Origin of the sequence: Prevotella sp. P4-119 (assembly GCF_002251345.1) — a bacterium.
GTDB lineage: Bacteria > Bacteroidota > Bacteroidia > Bacteroidales > Bacteroidaceae > Prevotella.
This window is the reverse complement of sequence record NZ_NPJB01000058.1, coordinates 1-16,923: the sequence shown is the minus strand read 5'-3', so window position 1 is coordinate 16,923 and position 16,923 is coordinate 1. Positions and strand designations below refer to the sequence as shown.

The window sequence follows — 16,923 nt, the reverse complement described above, 5'->3', positions numbered from 1 at the left end:
TTGATAGTTGTTAATATTATTTATTTCGTTATTTTTCTATAAGTATTCTTGCATCTACAGCCACTATATCGTCGGCGTCAGCCAGTAGTGGGTTGATGTCCATCTCTTTTATCTCTGTGGCAAAGCGCAGTAGTGTAGATAAGCGCACGATGATTTCTGCATACTTCTGCTCGTTGATGCCTTGTTGTCCACGTGTGCCTTTGATGATTTTATAGCCACGTAGCGAGCGTATCATCGAGTATGCTTCGCCGTATGATAGCGGTGCAAGTCCGCTTTGTACATCTTTCAATACTTCTACAAAGATACCGCCCAATCCGCAGAGCACTACGTGTCCGAATCGTTCTTCATACTTAGCGCCGATGAAGAGTTCGGTACCTTTCAGCATCTTCTGTACCATGACGCCTTGCGCATCTTTGATATTCATCATGCGGTCAAACTCCAATGCCAGATGTTCAGGAGTGCGGATGTTGAGTGTCACACCGCCCACATCACTCTTGTGTACGGGTCCTACTACTTTCGCCACTACTGGATATCCTGTGCGGTTGGCAAAATCGATTAGAGTTTGTTTGTCGTCGCTTACCATTTCGGGTACCATCGGTATTCCGGCACATTCCAGTAGTTGGTGGACGATGTCGGGTGACACATATCCGTTGTCGGTAATACCGCTAATGATTTCGCGTATCTTAGGCACATCCACGCCGAAGAGTTCTATTTCAGGTGGTGCTGGCTGTGGTGTACGCATCACTTGTGAGAGGGCAGTAGCCAAAGTCACCTCGTCGCTGAAGTTTACATGACCTTTTGCCAAGAACTCTGCCACTTCTGGTCCGGCGGTATGCAGACTGGGTAGGATGGGGAAGATAGGCTTCTTACACTCGCCAATCTTTTTGTGTAGTACCTCGTAGGCCTCATAGAGTGTGGTCAGACCTGGTGTTCCGTATATCACAGCAATGGCATCGATATTGTCGAAACGTTGATCGCAATAGTCGAGTGTAATACCCAATTGCTCTGGGGTTCCTGTTGCCAATATGTCGATAGGATTGGCTACTGACGAACCTGCAAACAACTGGCTCTTGAGTTCCTCTGCTACAGGACCTTCCAACTTGGGAACTTCCAGTCCGCCTTTAGATAAAGCATCGGTCAGCATTACGCCTGGTCCTCCTGCGTGGGTGACGATGGCGAAGCGTTTGCCCGCCAATGGTGGCAAGGTGAAGATACATCCCACGGTGGTCAGTTCCTCACGTGAATGGCAGCGCACGATGCCTGCTTTACGGAAGAGTGCCTCTACTGCCGAGTCGCTACTTGCAATGGCACCTGTATGGCTTGATGCAGCTCTGCTTCCGCTTTCACTACTTCCAGCTTTGACAGCGGCAATGCGACATCCTTTGCGAATAAGTGATGAGGCATGGAAGAGCAGTTTGTCGGGGTTGGATATGTTTTCGATATAGAGCAGTTTGACTTTCGAGTCGGTGTTAGGGTCGAAGTGTTCGTCCATGTATTGAAGCACGTCTTCTATACCGATTTGTTTACCGTTGCCAATCGACCATACCGAGTTAAATTGTAGGCCTTTGATAACGGCACTCTCTAAGATGAATACGGCAGTAGCTCCCGAACCGCTGACGAAATCAACACCTTGTGGATTAAGCGATGGGATAGGTTTTGTAAACACACTATGATGATTTCTGTTGAGCAGTCCGATGCAGTTGGGGCCGATGAGTGCTGCCCCATATCGCTCACAGGTGTCGAGTATGCGTTGCTCTCTTGCAGCTCCAGCTTTTGTCTCTTCACCAAAGCCAGCCGATATGATGATAAAGGCTTTTGTGCCTTTTTCGCTGGCAAGCAGTTCCACACTTTCTGGGCATAGTTTTGCTGGAATCACCAGTATGGCGAGTTCTGTAGGTGGCAGTTCTTTAGCATCGTGAAACACTTTGATGCCTTGTACTTCGTCTTCCTTTGGGTTGACAATACGTAGTGTGCCTTGATAGTTGCCTTGCAGGATATTACGCACGATGGCACCTCCTGGCTTGTGGACATTGTTTGAACCACCGATGACAACAATTGACTGTGGATGGAGCAGTTCAGGAGTAATCATAGTAGTAATATAGATTTAATTGCCTACAAAGTTACGATATAGTCGGCTAAATGCAAAGAAAAAAATGATTTTTCTTCGTGTTTTTTCTTCTTTTGATAGTACCTTTGCATGTATGAAACTTTCAAAGACAGACCAAAATATACTTCAGATAGCTCTGCCGGCTATTGTTACCAATATTACCGTCCCGCTTCTTGGCTTGGTAGATACTGCCATCGTGGGCCATATGGGGAGTGCGTCGTTTATTGGCGCTATTGCGGTGGGTAGTATGATTTTTAATCTGGTTTATTGGGTGTTCGGATTTTTGCGCATGGGAATGTCTGGAATGACCGCCCAGGCTCGTGGCCGTCGTCAGGTGGAGGATATTGTCAGGTTGTTGGGCCGCTCGGTAGCAGTTTCGTTGTCTATAGCTTCGTTGTTGTTGGTTTTTCAATGGCCGTTGCGTGAACTGATGTTGATGTTGATCCACCCCGGAGAAGGCGTCCGTCAACTGGCAGAAATTTATTTCAATATTGCGGTATGGGGAGCTCCTGCCGTGCTTTCGCTCTACGGATTGACGGGGTGGTTTATCGGCATGCAGAATACTCGCATTCCCATGCTGGTTTCTGTGGCTCAGAATGTTGTAAATATCTGTGCGTCATTATTCTTCGTCTATGCGCTCGACATGCAAATAGAAGGAGTGGCGTTGGGAACGGTCGTGGCACAATATGCAGGACTTATAGTGGCTGTATTGTCGTTGGCTCCGTCATTCTTTTTATATCGTGGTCGTAGGTCTTGGCGCCGACTGGGTCGTGGCTTTCGATGGCAATCGTTGCGGTCGGAATGGGGACGCTATTTCCGTGTAAATCGTGATATATTCCTTCGTACGTTGTTCTTGGTAGGTGTCAATTTGTTCTTTACTTCGGCTGGCGCACGTCAGGGCGAAGTGGTACTTGCGGTCAATGCACTTTTGATGCAACTATTCTTACTGTTGTCATATTTTTTAGATGGATTTGCCTACGCAGGTGAAGCCCTTGGAGGCCGTTATTGGGGAGCTTCAGATGCGAATGCTTTCCATGATGTGGTGCGACGGCTTTTCCGTTGGGGTGGAGCATTGGCTTTGCTCTTTTCGATTGTATATATTGTGGGTGGCGAACCGTTTTTGCATCTTCTTACGGATAATGTTTCTGTGGTGAAAGCATCCCGTTCGTATGTGGGTTGGGCTTATCTTCTACCCTTGGCAGGAGTGGCAGCTTTTGTTTGGGATGGTATTTTTATCGGAATTACCGCTACTCGAGCCATGTTGATTTCATCGGTTGTCGCAGCTATGGTGTTCTTTTTTACGGCATTATTGCTCATGCCACTATGGGGAAATCATGGCCTTTGGTGTGCGATGACCCTTTATTTGTTGACTCGTGGTTTGGTGCAGACCCTGTTGTTTTGTAACATAAGGCTAAAGTGAAGCCTCCTTTATGAGCCATTAGCTTTATGGCTCAAATAGTGTATCTATTTTCTGATTATTAATGTGCTCTGTCTTCGGGATGCCTTCGGGATGTGTTCGGGATGCGCTTGGCCTACAAAAGTATGCCGTAAATCTCATGTAAGTCCCAAGTAAATCCCATTTTCATGCGGAAAATAATTGGAGTTTGAAGGGAGGGTAAAGGACGGCAAAACTGATCAACGTCCGTATAGAAGTGAAACGAATTGAAACAAAAGAAATCGTCCTCATGTTGCTCGTATATTTGATAATAAAGGCAAAAAACTCGCCATTCGTGTTAAAACACTTTGTGTTTTGACTTTTTCTTTGTACTTTTGTGCTACTAATAACGCATGTGCGATGAAGAAATTAGCCTTTTTACTCCTCATAATGGTATTTTCTGTACTGACAAACGTGTCGGCGCAGACCTATCAGATGTTGTGGAAACAGGTGGAAGAAGCGCGGAAAAAAGATCTTCCGCAAACTTCCATTCGACAGCTGAAACCTATTCGTGAGAAGGCTTTGAAGGAAAAATCGTATGGCAATTTTTTGCGTTCCGCACTCCTGCAAACCAAATTGCAAACTGAAATAGCTCCCGATTCGCTCCTCTCGGAGGTGCAAAAACTGGAAAACATAGCCAGCACTACAGCCGATAAGGTGCTTCGGGCCGTTTGTTGCGTTGTACTCTGTCAAATCTACGAACAGGAAACAACCGCTTTCGGAAACGATTGGAAAGCCAAAGCCGACAGTTGTAGGCACTTGGCAATGGCAAATCCTGCACTTTTGGCGCAAACTCCAACAGCCGATTACACCCCATTTGTGCTTGATGCAAAGACAGTAGATGGCTTTGGTCACGATATGCTCAGCGTGGTGGCAGGCGAATTGGATGTGTGGACTGAGGCTCAAGCCTACTATGAACAAGCAGGTAACCGTCGTGCCGCATGTTTGGCAGCCTATTTCGCAGAACGAAGTCAGTCGGCGGACGATGTGGCTACGCTTGATTCGCTCATCAGCCGTTATGCGGAGGAGAAAGAAGTAGGGTGGCTTGCGGTAGAGCGTGTCAGATGCATGATGCGCAATGAGGAGACTTCTACCATGCAGACCGTGGCTTATATCGACCAAGCCATAGAAAGATGGGGAACAGCCGGTCGCTTGAAGGAGCTTCTGGTGTTTCGTCATGAACTAACAGCGCCGCAATATTCTGCCAATATTGATGAAACACTTTTCATTCCACATGTTTCACAAACCATCAGATTGCGCAATCTTCGACACCTCACATCGCTCACACTTCGGGTTTACCGCACAACTTTGCAGGGCGACAGTAAGGAGCGCATCATGGGACAAATCAACGATGAGGCCTATCGCAGAATACGCCAAGGCCTTGTAGAACAGAAGTCTGCCGCACAAACCCGTACCTTTGCGCCACGTCCTGAATACGAACTTTTCAACGATTCCGTGACGTTGGCAGGACTTCCTGCAGGCATTTATCTATTGGAATTTTCTATTCCTGAGACAAAAGAAGTGCAGCGCCATTTGTGTTGCGTCAGCAATTTGCGTACTATGATTTTTGCACAACCCGATGGAAAAATGCGTTATGTGGTGGTTAATGCCACGACCGGACAGCCCGTTGCCGGAGCTAAGTTGCGGATAGGTGACGGCAAAAAAGCCATGTTGTTGACAACCAACGCAGCAGGCGAAGCATTTCGTACAGCCACCTCCAAGGACAATTGGACTCCACTTTTTGCCTATACTGCACAGGATAAATATTGCCCGAAACTCTATAGTGATCGCTATCCCTATGGTGGACAATCTACAGCCGACAATATCGTAGAACTCTTCACCGACCGTGCCATCTATCGTCCAGGACAAACCGTTCATGTGGCAGCCATTGCCTATCGGGTGGAAACCGACAAGCAGGCCCATGCGCTGAATGGAAAAACCTATACCTTGAAACTTTATGATGCACGAGGCAGAAATATCGCTGAAAAGCAACTGACTACCGATGAATATGGAAAGGCATCTTCCGATTTCCTATTGCCCGAACAGATGCTCACCGGCAATTGCCGACTCAATATGGGCGGTTGCAATCAGAATATTCGTGTTGAAACCTACAAACGACCCACCTTCGATGTGGCATTTGACGAGTATAAGGAACGCTATGCTGCGGGCGACACCATTACTGTGAGTGCAAGAGCAAAAACCTATTCGGGTGTGGCTGTACAGCAGGCAAAGGTTCGTTATCAAGTGCGCCGTCAGCAGTCATGGTGGTGGCGTAGTATGGATGGCGATAATGGCGTAGTGGCAACAGGTGAAACTACAACCGATGCCGATGGACTATTGAAGGTAAATGTTCCATTAGTATTATCGAAGAAAGAGGATAAAACTCCAAGATTTTATCAGTTTGTTGTAGAAGCAGATATTACCGATTTGCAGGGAGAAACCCGCCAAGCCACTATGTCGCTTCCGTTGGGAACACGGTCCTCTGTGCTTACTACAACCTTGCCTTCGAAAATCAGAAAAGACCAAAATACCCCATGGCGCATCAATCGTTTCAATGCTGCCGGACAAACTATCGGTGGAAAGGTGAAATACCGTATTGACCAAAACCCATGGCAGACCGTAGAAGCCAACGATACGGTTGGACAATCATGGACCGCTTATACGTCGGGCAAGCATCATCTCGAAGCCGTATGCGAAGGCGATACTTTGCAGCATGATTTTGTGTTGTTCTCACTCGACGACCACCGTCCTGCCGTCCAGACCGACGAATGGTTTTATGTGAGTCACGATCGTTTCCCAGCTGACGGTAGTCCGGTAACCCTACAAGTGGGTTCTTCTGATGCAGACGTCTATATGGCCTACGAGATCTGTGTTGCCAATAAAGTGGTGGAAAAAGGTTTCCGCCGTGAAAACGGTACATTGTGGAATCGCAAACTGACCTACAAACCGGAATATGGCGACGGTATCCAGCTCTCGTTCGTATGGGTGAAAAATGGAAAATATCATCGCCATACAACCACTTTGTATGCACCGGAACCAGACAATAAATTGACTCTGCGATGGGAAACCTTCCGCAACCGTCTGCTCCCTGGTCAGCAGGAAGAGTGGAGACTGCATGTTGCAGACAGCAAAGGACGTTCGGCAACGGCACAACTCATGGCTGTGCTATACGATAAAAGTCTTGATGCACTCGCCAAACACCAATGGTCGTTCACTCCCCGCATTTATTATCAAGTGCCGTATGGCAACTGGAGAATCTTATACAGTTCCAGCCTTTTTCTCGATTACAGTCTTCCCTGTCCCTATGTTGTAAACGATATTCGCTCAGTTGGCGTGTTCGACCATTCGGTCTATCCCTATCGCATGATGGGAATGGTGTTGCGCTCGTTCGCTACAAATGGAATAAGAATGAAGGAAATGGCCAAACAGGTGGGGAGAGTATATGAGGCTGTAGAAGAAAGTGCAGACCGCATGGAGAGTGTTGTTATGGAATCGAAAATGAAGGACTCAGGAATGGCGAAAATTGACGAAAACAATACGCACAAGCCTGTTGCCCTCCGCGAGAACATGACAGAAACAGCATTCTTCTATCCAACTCTCGCTACAGATACAGCAGGTATGGTAACTATTCGTTTCACCATGCCTGAGACGCTCACCACGTGGCGCTTCATGGGAGTAGCCCATACCAAAGACATCCGTACTGGATATATTGAGAGTGAGATTGTGGCACATAAACAACTTATGGTAGAGACCAATCTGCCACGGTTTATTCGTGAGGGCGACAATAGCCAGTGGAATGTGCGCATCGCTAATCTCAGCAATAGTGTAGAGACAGGAACGGTGCGACTTGAACTGCTTGACGCTGAAACCGAAAAAGTGGTTTATACAGAAGATACCACATTTAGTGTCGATGCTGGAAAAAACACTTCTGCGACATTCCACTATCAGGCAGACGGAAATCACCCGCTCCTCATTTGTCGCATCATCGCCACTGGGCAAAACCATTCGGATGGTGAACAGCGCTATTTGGCTGTGCTTCCAGCTACCGAACGTGTCATCGTGACACAACCTATCACGCAATACGAAGCCGGAGGCATGACGCTGAATATCGACAAACTATTTGCCAAAACAGCAACACATCGCAAATTGACAATAGAATATACCAACAACCCTGTGTGGATGATGGTTCAGGCGTTAGCGGCAGCAGGACAGCCCTCAGAGAAAAGTGCTATTGGACAAGCGGCTGCCTATTATTCCAATTTCCTTGCCAAGTCACTTGTTGACCGACTGCCGCAGGTAAAGTATGTGTTTGAACTATGGCGCCGCGAAACAGAAGAAACGAACTCGCTCCAAGCGCAACTGATGAAGAATCAAGAACTCCGCGACCTGTTGCTCGATGAAACACCATGGGCGACCGAAGCAGATAATGAACGCGAACAAAAACGTCAGTTGGCAGACTTCTTCAACGACTATAATGTCAGCAACAGACAGGAGCAGAACCGACAACAATTACAACGTCTGCAAAATGCGGATGGAGGCTTCGCGTGGTATGAAGGTATGCGCTCCAACGACTATATTACGATGGAGGTGGCACAGATGCTCGCACGTCTGTCGCTCCTGACAGGCGAAGATAGTAGAACTAATGTCATGCTGCGCAAAGCCATGGACTATATGGACAAGAGAATGCTTGAAACCGTGACAGAACTCAAACGCAGAGAGGCAAAACGTGAGCGCATTACGTTCCCTGGAGATAATGCTTTCCGTTGGCTCTATGTCAACGCTATAAGCAAGCGCCAACTTTCAACATCGGTTCGCAAGGCAAGCGACTACCTTATAACATTATTGCGCAAAGAATCGAAGCGCATAAGCATCTATGGAAAGGCAACGCAGGCCATAATCCTTCATCAGCAAGGTTTGCATACGGAGGCAGCCAACGATGTGAAGAGCATCAAGGAATATTCAGTCTATAACAAAGAGGTGGGGCGCTATTTCGATACACCACGGGCATTCAATTCGTGGTATAGTTATAAGATTCCTACGGAGGTTGCGGCTATCGAGGCCTTGCACATGGTGTCTCCCGATGACGAAACAACCATCGAAGAGATGCGACGTTGGCTACTTCAGCAGAAACGTACCCAACAATGGGATACTCCTATCAATACGGTTAACGCCATCTATGCGTTCTTGCAAGGGAATGAACAGGTGTTGGCAACACCACAGCCGGTACAGATGGAGATTGACGGAAAACCATTGGAACTGCCTAAGGCTACTTCGGGATTGGGCTATGTGAAAACAACTATTCAATCATCGGAAGGTAAGACTCTCACCATCCGTAAGCCAGACAATAACGCTTCGTGGGGAGCGGTCTATGCACAGTCCTTACAGCCCATTAAGCAAATTACTGCAACTAATGGGGCGTTGACCATAGAGCGTCAATTGGTGGGCGGACCAAGCATGTTGCACGTGGGCGACCGTATCAAGGTGCGTATTACCATCGAAACAAAGCGCAACCTCGACTTCGTTGAGGTGGTGGATAAGCGGGCGGCATGTCTCGAACCTGTCGGTCAATTGTCAGGATACCTTCGCGGAGCTTATTGCGCACCTAAGGATGGAGCCACACATTATTTCTTTGAAAAACTGCCAAAAGGCAAACATGTGATAGAAACAGAATACTATGTTGATAGAGCGGGATGCTATGAAACGGGAACTTGTACGGCACAATGTGCCTATGCCCCCGAATACCAAGCAACTGGCGCTTCGATGACACTCAATATTGAATAATAAAAAACGAAATAATGATTTTAAACAACAAAAGAAAGACAACAAATGGATGGCGATGGCTTGCAGCGTGTTGCCTGATGACTATGCTACCCATCGGGGCTATGGCACAGAAACTGATTGCCCAGAAAACTACAATAGATGTGGGTAAGACAGGATTCCAACAACCCGTTACTGCTGTCTTCGAGTTCAGAAACAAAAGCATAAGACGACTGAAAATCGAAAAGGTAGATCCAGATTGTAACTGTACAGTAGTAGAATATCCTAAGACCGTGGTTGGTATGGGAGAACGCTTCCAGATACGGATGACATACGATGCACGGATGCTTGGACATTTCGACAAGCAGGCAGCTATTATCAGTAATGGTACTAAGAAACCTGTATATATACGTATGAAAGGTGTCGTGCTGGCAGACTATCAAGATGTGTCGTGCAATTTCCCTATAGAGATTGGAGAATTGAGAACCGACAAAAATGAACTGGAGTTTGATAACGTCAACAAAGGAGAACATCCTATACAGCAGATACAAGTATATAATAACAGCGACAAGCCATGCCGTCCTAATCTTATGCACCTGCCATCGTATCTCTCTGCAACTGTCGTCCCTGAGAAAATCAACCCAGGACGTACCGCAACCATATCGGTCACGTTACAGTCGGAAAAGGTCGGAGGATTCGGATTGACGCAATCAAGCATCTATCTCGCAACTAATCCGGGCGATAAAGCTACGGCAGACAATCTCGTTGGAGTATCTACAGTATTGCTGCCAGCATTCGAGGGAATGACATCTGAACTTAGAAAGTTTGCACCAAACATGCAATTGTCGAAAGAGAAGGTGGACGTGGTAATGGCAGGAAAATCAAAAAAGAGTGATGTCGTCAACATAACAAATACAGGACGAAGCGAATTGAAAATCTCGTCCATACAACTATTTACCGTAGGATTGCGTGTGTCGCTCAATAAGCGAATTCTTAAACCGGGAGAAACCGCACGCTTGAAGATAACTGTATTGCGCGACCAAATCAAAAAGGCACGTACACAACCACGTATTCTGATGATTACCAACGATCCAGACCACTCGAAAGTCGTGATACCGGTTAGTGCAACTTGATAGTCAGCCGAACGGAAAAGCATGTGAGGCATTACAATGTAAAAGAAACTATTATTGACTAAAATATTCGTAACCCATAATTATCGATATATGGAACATCCCGAAAACAACGCAGAATTTGCAGGACTGCAAGTGAACGGTGGCGTAGAGCAGCCGTCTATCATCAATCCTTATCTCAAACGTAATAGATTCAAACGCCGCGAGCTGACTGCTGCCGAAATGGTGGAGGGTATCGTAAAAGGCGATGTGACTGTGCTCTCACAGGCTGTCACACTCGTAGAAAGTGTCAATCCTGATCATCAGGCTAAGGCACAGGAGGTTATCAATAAGTGTCTGCCCTATAGCGGCAATAGTATCCGTGTGGGTATAAGTGGCGTACCGGGGGCAGGAAAATCAACGTCTATCGACGAGTTTGGCATACATGTGCTGAAAGAGAAAGGTGGAAAACTCGCAGTATTGGCTATCGACCCAAGTAGCGAACGCTCTAAAGGTAGTATCCTTGGAGATAAAACGCGCATGGAGAAACTGTCTATTCATCCAGATTCTTTTATCCGTCCTAGCCCAACGGCAGGGTCTTTGGGAGGAGTGGCACGTAAAACTCGTGAGTCGATTATCCTATGTGAAGCTGCTGGATTCGACAAAATCTTTGTAGAAACGGTGGGCGTAGGACAGAGCGAAACGGCTTGCCATTCTATGGTCGATTTCTTCTTACTCATACAGTTGGCTGGTACGGGCGATGAACTTCAAGGCATCAAACGTGGTATTATGGAAATCAGCGACGGTATTGTTATCAATAAGTGTGATGGCGAAAATGTTGATAAATGTCATCTGGCTGCAACCAATTTCCGCAATGCATTACACTTCTTCCCTATGCCTGAGAGTGGTTGGCTGCCCAAGGTACTATGTTATAGTGGATTCTATGGCTTGGGTATCAAGGAAATATGGGATATGATCTATGAGTATATCGACTTTGTCAAAGACAATGGATACTTCGACTATCGCCGCAATGAGCAGGCTAAATACTGGATGTATGAAAGTATCAACGAGCATCTGCGACTCAATTTCTATAATGATGCACTCATACAGAAACGAATGCAAGAGGCAGAAAAGGAAGTCTTGGCTGGACAGCAGACATCGTTTGTGGCTGCACAAAATCTGCTCGATTTGTATTTCGAACAACTCAAAAATGGTAAATGAAGAACGAACAACCGAAAATGAACAATTCGTGTGAAACAAAGGATTCCTCTACGTCTCCCGTAAAAAGGAATGACGGAGGAATCCAAATTGAAATAGACAAAGGGAGCGGCTTTTGTTTTGGTGTGACTACTGCCATAAAAAAAGCAGAGGAGGAACTGGCTAAAGGAACGAAGTTGTATTGTTTAGGAGACATCGTTCATAATGGAATGGAATGCGAACGATTGCGACAGATGGGACTTGTCACCATCAACCATGACGACCTTAGACAGTTGCACAACGTAAAAGTGTTACTTAGAGCACATGGCGAACCGCCAGAAACCTACGTCTTGGCACAACGAAACAATATCGAAATTATAGATGCAACCTGTCCGGTAGTATTGCAGTTGCAAAGACGCATCAAAAAACAATATGAGGCTGGCGGAGGACAAATTGTCATCTTCGGAAAAAATGGACATGCAGAGGTGCTTGGATTAGTGGGACAAACTCAAGGCGAAGCTATCGTCATTGAGAAATTCGACGATGTGAAGTGTCTTGATTTCGAACGAGATATTTATCTGTACTCACAGACTACAAAATCACTCGATGAGTTTCACCGCATTATTGACTATATTCAAGAACATATTCAGCCTAATGCAGTATTCCAGAGTTTCGATACTATTTGCAGACAGGTCGCTAACCGTATGCCTAATATCTCACAGTTTGCAACACACCATGACCTCATACTGTTTGTCTGTGGACGGAAAAGCAGTAACGGAAAGGTGCTCTATAAAGAATGCCTACATATCAATCCCAATTCGCATCTCATAGAAGGACCAGAGGAAATACAACCGGAATGGCTAGAAGGCATAGGAACCGTAGGCATTTGTGGAGCTACCAGTACACCAAAATGGCTTATGGAACAATGTCGTGATGCTATTGTTGCGTTGACAGATTAGGTACTCACGTTCTGAAAAGCTCAAATGGATTTGGTTTTTCGCTCACTTAATCGTACCTTTAATCCTTCGGATTTTAGGAACTCACGTTCTGAAAAGCTCAAATGGATTTGGTTTTTCGCTCACTTAATCGTACCTTTAATCCTTCGGATTTTAGGTACTCACGTTCTGAAAAGCTCAAATGGATTTGGTTTTTCGCTCACTTAATCGTACCTTTGCACAAATGGAACAGAAAAAGATACCACAGGTTGATCTCGATCACCAGCGAACCACAGGTTTCCTGTTGGGACTAGTACTGGTGTTGGCTCTGCTGTTTGTCTCACTTGAATGGAACAGTATGCCCAATGTGGAGACAGACGAAGATATGGATATCAGCGAACTGGTCCATGAAGACGAACTGGTGCCTATGTCCATCGAACAGCAGATGGCTGAGATGCCACCGGCCAGAGCCAAAGCAGAAGAGAGTGAACAACTGCGAGTGGTGGATGACAATGTGGAACTGGCTCATGAAGAGAAAAACGAGCAAGACGATACTGATGGCGATAAAAATGGGGAAGATGATTCTTCTGTACCACAGCAGGTGGATACAGAAGACCCAAAGGTGCTAACTCCTGTGGGTATCGACCCTAACAACAATCCCTTAATGTTTCGTATTGTGGAAGATCTGCCACAGTTTCCTGGGGGTGCCGTAGAACTGATGAAGTGGCTTACACGTAATCTGACCTATCCAAAAGTTGCACAAAGTCGCAAAACACAAGGCAAGGTGGTGGCTTTCTTCTATGTGGAGAAAGATGGAAAAATCACGGGAATAACCATCCATCAGTCGTTGTCGAAAGAATGTGACGATGAAGCACTACGAGTACTAAAACAGATGCCAAGATGGAAACCTGGCATTCAGAACGGCAAGCCATGCCGCACTAAGGTGTGCATACCTATCGTCTTTAAACTATAAAAAACTCTTGAAACAATAAAAACGAATAACAATGATACTATCATCAAAAGAAATCCTTCAAGCGGTCAACGATTTCTTGGAAAAACTTCCGTATGACCGTAAACCACAGTCGCTCTATGACCCAATCCGATATGTGTTGTCGCTCGGTGGCAAACGTATTCGACCTGTGCTGATGCTGATGGCATACAACCTCTACAAGGATAAACCAGAGGACATCCTTATGCCTGCATGTGGATTGGAAACGTATCACAACTACACGTTGTTGCACGATGATCTTATGGACAATGCTGACCTCAGACGTGGTCATGAGACCGTTCACAAACGTTGGAATGCCAATACAGCAATTCTGTCGGGCGACTCAATGTTGGTCTTGGCCTATCAGCGCATGGCACAGGTGCCTGCTGAAAAACTGGCGCAGGTGCTCGACTGCTTTACAGAGACTGCATTGGAAATAGGTGAAGGACAGGAATACGACATGGCATTTGAAACCCGAAATGACGTGCGCGAAGAGGAATATATCGAAATGATTCGCTTGAAAACTTCGGTGTTGTTGGCTTGTGCTACTAAGATTGGCGCTATATTGGCTGATGCACCAAAAGAAGATGTCGAAAATCTCTATCGCTTTGGTGAACGTATGGGACTCGCTTTCCAATTGCAAGATGACCTGCTTGATGTATATGGTGACTCAAAAGTATTTGGTAAGGCTATTGGTGGCGACATTACCTCTAATAAGAAAACCTATATGCTCATCAATGCTTTCAACCGAGCAACCGACAAACAACGTGCCGAACTGACTCGATGGGTTGAGGCCACTACATTCGATCGACAAGAAAAGGTTGCTGCCGTGACCAGACTCTACGATGAGATTGGCATACGTCAACTCTGTGAGGAGAAGATCAATGATTATTTCCAACAGGCAGCAGAGAGTCTTGATAAGGTTGGAGTTGATGGCGAACGAAAACAGATGCTCCGTCAGTATATGGATCAATTGCTTCATCGTAACAAATGATGCACTATACCGATACTCATACACACCTTGATGGCGAGGAATTTCTAAACGACCTTGAGGCTGTTGTACAGCGCGCAAAGGACGCTGGGTGTCATCGAGTTCTTATTCCCGCTATCGACAGATCTTCGCTTGAGAGTGTGCCGGCTCTTTGTCTGCGCTATCCTGATTATGCCTTTCCTATGATGGGACTGCATCCGGAAGAGGTGAAGGCTGATTGGCATGATGTGTTAAGCGAAATGCACGAATCACTTCTAACCAATCCATCCTATATTGCTATTGGAGAGGTGGGGCTCGATTATTATTGGAGTCGTGAATTTGAAACAGAACAACTTGAAGTGTTCGAAGAGCAGGTGAGATGGTCTGTAGAGATGCAGTTGCCTTTGGTGATACATTGTCGTAAGGCACAAAACGAAATGGTGGCTATTCTCCGTCGATATGCCGACAAACTTCCTGGTGGCATATTCCATTGCTTCACAGGAAATGAGCAAGAGGCTCGTCAGTTGTTGGATTTCCCTGGTTTTGTATTGGGAATCGGCGGTGTATCAACATTCAAGAAAAGCCATCTGCCAGAGGTCCTTCCTGCTTGTGTTCCACTTGACCGTATCGTTCTTGAAACCGACTCTCCCTATATGGCTCCCGTTCCTCTTCGCGGTCAGCGCAATGAACCGGCATTCATTCAGCATATTATTAGAAGATTGGCAGAAGCGTATGGTGTTAGTGAAGAGAAGATATGTGAAGTCACTGAATCGACAGTCTTGCGCATCTTCCCTCGTCTTGCCGTCTGTCAGTAGAAAAACAATCTATTTGTTGGTAAATAATGTGGTTGTTTCGCATGGCGAAGTTGATGTTTGCGGGATATAAATATTCTGTCTTTTTCTTGCCAATGCAAAATAAAAGTAGTAATTTTGCATCCGCTAACGCAAAGGAGAGGTGCTCGAGTGGCTGAAGAGGCACGCCTGGAAAGCGTGTAACCGGCAAAACCGGTTCGGGGGTTCGAATCCCCCTCTCTCCGCTTTTCTATCTTAAAGGGAATCAATCAGGTTCCCTTTTTGTGTGCTTGTTAGAAAACCTTTTAATAGAGTGCTGATATGGAAATATGTTTACTTGTATAAAACATCATGCCGTTACAGTATTACAGTATTACAGTTTTTGAAAAGCAAAAACGATGGGTTCGTAGCGTTTTTACCAGTTAAAAACCACAAAAAACTATCTAATGAGCCTCAAAAAACGTTTTTAAAAACTGTAAAACTGTAAAACTGTAACGATGTAAAATATCTAATTCTGATATTGTTTCTTTACATACGTATATCGTTTTGTATTGTTAAAAGCCCAAAGGAAATCTTCCTTCCCTGTGCGTGCTATTTCCTAAGTAAGTCCTAAGTAAGTCCGCAGAAACTCCTAAGTAAGTCCCAATGAACTTACGGGCAATATGGGAAATAGATGGGAGATGTTACGGTCAGAAAGGGGAAATACCGCCTACACAGTAATTCTTATGCTTGGCGTGGAATGGTTGTTCGCTATTTCCTTCTTGTTGCGGCATATCCTGCAATTACGACATAACAGAGTAGGGGAATGATGAATGATGTAGCCATGCTGCCTGTTGTGTCGGCAATATATCCCATCAGTATTGGGGCAACGGCACCACCCACAATGGTCATAATGAGCAGCGATGAGGCTATCTTGGTATGGGTTCCTGCATCTCTTAATGCCAAGGAAAAAATGGTAGGGAACATGATGCTCTCACCAAAATATAAAGCGAAGAAGGCTGCAAGCGATACCAAACCGTTACAAGTGACAATGACAAGAGTGGAGAATATGGTGAGCATGGCACATACCATTAATATATATTTGGGTTTGATATAGTTCATCAACACTCCTCCTATCAGGCGTCCTGCAAAAAACAATCCCATGCCGCCAAAAGCAAGATACATACTGGCTTCTTGTTTTTCGATGTGGATACACTCTACGGCGTAATTGATGAAAAAACTGTTTACGCCAGTTTGAGCGGCTACATAGAGAAACAAAGTGAGCATGCCGAAAGTAAAGGCGACAACGTTGATCGGTATGTCTTTTCTCGTTTCTTGCGTTTCCGCTTCATGGGTTTTGCGAGGGTCAGGTAGTTTGACACGAGAGAATATAAATGCCACGACAAGTACAAGTATGCCAACGATAGCATAGGGAACGGCGATGCTTACTCCAGTGAACAACAGCTGACCGCCCACCAACGGTCCCACAATCCATCCTATGCCGTTGAGCGATTGTGATAGGTTGATTCGACTCTCTGCCTTGTCGGGATGTCCGAGAACGGTAGTATATGGGTTTGCACTTGTTTCAAGACATGTCAGTCCACACCCAATGACGAATAGTGACAACACATAATAGTAGAAGCTATTAACCAGTA

The 16,923-nt window shown here is 45.8% G+C and carries 10 protein-coding genes and 1 tRNA gene; 9 read left to right on the top strand and 2 right to left on the bottom strand.

Translation table 11 applies throughout. The features are described from left to right. Nucleotides 1-28: 28 nt before the first annotated feature. Complete coding sequence (locus CIK89_RS06130) at nucleotides 29-2,089, bottom strand: acetate--CoA ligase family protein (protein ID WP_094390514.1); 2,061 nt, start codon at nucleotides 2,087-2,089, stop codon at nucleotides 29-31. Between the two features lie 112 nt (nucleotides 2,090-2,201). On the opposite strand from CIK89_RS06130, the gene CIK89_RS06125 reads away from it, so the two are divergent. The 9 genes from CIK89_RS06125 to CIK89_RS06085 all read left to right on the top strand — a co-directional run bounded on the left by CIK89_RS06125 (nucleotide 2,202) and on the right by CIK89_RS06085 (nucleotide 15,534). Next, the gene (locus tag CIK89_RS06125; protein ID WP_094390513.1) at nucleotides 2,202-3,527 is read left to right on the top strand and encodes an MATE family efflux transporter; all 1,326 of its coding nucleotides are present in this window, start codon (nucleotides 2,202-2,204) and stop codon (nucleotides 3,525-3,527) included. A gap of 375 nt (nucleotides 3,528-3,902) precedes the next feature. Next, nucleotides 3,903-9,323 carry an alpha-2-macroglobulin family protein gene (locus tag CIK89_RS06120; RefSeq protein ID WP_094390512.1) on the top strand — a complete coding sequence of 1,807 codons (5,421 nt, stop codon included), beginning with the start codon at nucleotides 3,903-3,905 and terminating at the stop codon, nucleotides 9,321-9,323. Between the two features lie 14 nt (nucleotides 9,324-9,337). Then, nucleotides 9,338-10,432 (top strand): DUF1573 domain-containing protein, encoded by a 1,095-nt coding sequence (locus CIK89_RS06115; RefSeq protein ID WP_094390511.1) that lies wholly within the window; start codon nucleotides 9,338-9,340, stop codon nucleotides 10,430-10,432. Nucleotides 10,433-10,522: 90 nt separating this feature from the next. Next, entirely contained in the window at nucleotides 10,523-11,629 is a 1,107-nt protein-coding gene (meaB, locus tag CIK89_RS06110; RefSeq protein ID WP_094390510.1) for a methylmalonyl Co-A mutase-associated GTPase MeaB, read from the top strand. Continuing rightward, on the top strand, nucleotides 11,626-12,564 hold the full coding sequence (locus CIK89_RS06105; RefSeq protein ID WP_254046627.1) for a 4-hydroxy-3-methylbut-2-enyl diphosphate reductase: 939 nt from the start codon (nucleotides 11,626-11,628) through the stop codon (nucleotides 12,562-12,564). The genes meaB and CIK89_RS06105 overlap by 4 nt, the downstream gene beginning before the upstream one ends. A gap of 220 nt (nucleotides 12,565-12,784) precedes the next feature. Then, nucleotides 12,785-13,513: an energy transducer TonB gene (locus tag CIK89_RS06100; RefSeq protein WP_158214624.1), complete on the top strand. Its 729-nt coding sequence runs from the start codon at nucleotides 12,785-12,787 to the stop codon at nucleotides 13,511-13,513. 31 nt (nucleotides 13,514-13,544) lie between these two features. Beyond that, nucleotides 13,545-14,522, top strand: a complete 978-nt coding sequence (locus CIK89_RS06095) for a polyprenyl synthetase family protein (protein WP_371593302.1) — start codon at nucleotides 13,545-13,547, stop codon at nucleotides 14,520-14,522. Then, entirely contained in the window at nucleotides 14,522-15,313 is a 792-nt protein-coding gene (locus CIK89_RS06090; RefSeq protein ID WP_094390547.1) for a TatD family hydrolase, read from the top strand. Before CIK89_RS06095 ends, CIK89_RS06090 begins: the two co-directional genes overlap by 1 nt. 133 nt (nucleotides 15,314-15,446) lie before the next feature. After that, a tRNA-Ser gene (locus CIK89_RS06085) sits at nucleotides 15,447-15,534 on the top strand. Nucleotides 15,535-16,039: 505 nt separating this feature from the next. Here CIK89_RS06085 and CIK89_RS06080 read toward each other — a convergent pair. Continuing rightward, a partial coding sequence (locus CIK89_RS06080) for an MFS transporter (protein ID WP_371593300.1) occupies nucleotides 16,040-16,923 on the bottom strand: 884 nt, incomplete at its 5' end.

Coding starts and splice junctions, on each gene's coding strand:
- CIK89_RS06095 (WP_371593302.1), top strand. CDS start 13,545: ATGATACTATCATCAAAAGAAATCCTTCAAGCGGTCAACGATTTCTTG.
- CIK89_RS06120 (WP_094390512.1), top strand. CDS start 3,903: ATGAAGAAATTAGCCTTTTTACTCCTCATAATGGTATTTTCTGTACTG.
- meaB (WP_094390510.1), top strand. CDS start 10,523: ATGGAACATCCCGAAAACAACGCAGAATTTGCAGGACTGCAAGTGAAC.
- CIK89_RS06105 (WP_254046627.1), top strand. CDS start 11,626: ATGAAGAACGAACAACCGAAAATGAACAATTCGTGTGAAACAAAGGAT.
- CIK89_RS06115 (WP_094390511.1), top strand. CDS start 9,338: ATGATTTTAAACAACAAAAGAAAGACAACAAATGGATGGCGATGGCTT.
- CIK89_RS06100 (WP_158214624.1), top strand. CDS start 12,785: ATGGAACAGAAAAAGATACCACAGGTTGATCTCGATCACCAGCGAACC.
- CIK89_RS06090 (WP_094390547.1), top strand. CDS start 14,522: ATGCACTATACCGATACTCATACACACCTTGATGGCGAGGAATTTCTA.
- CIK89_RS06130 (WP_094390514.1), bottom strand. CDS start 2,089: ATGATTACTCCTGAACTGCTCCATCCACAGTCAATTGTTGTCATCGGT.
- CIK89_RS06125 (WP_094390513.1), top strand. CDS start 2,202: ATGAAACTTTCAAAGACAGACCAAAATATACTTCAGATAGCTCTGCCG.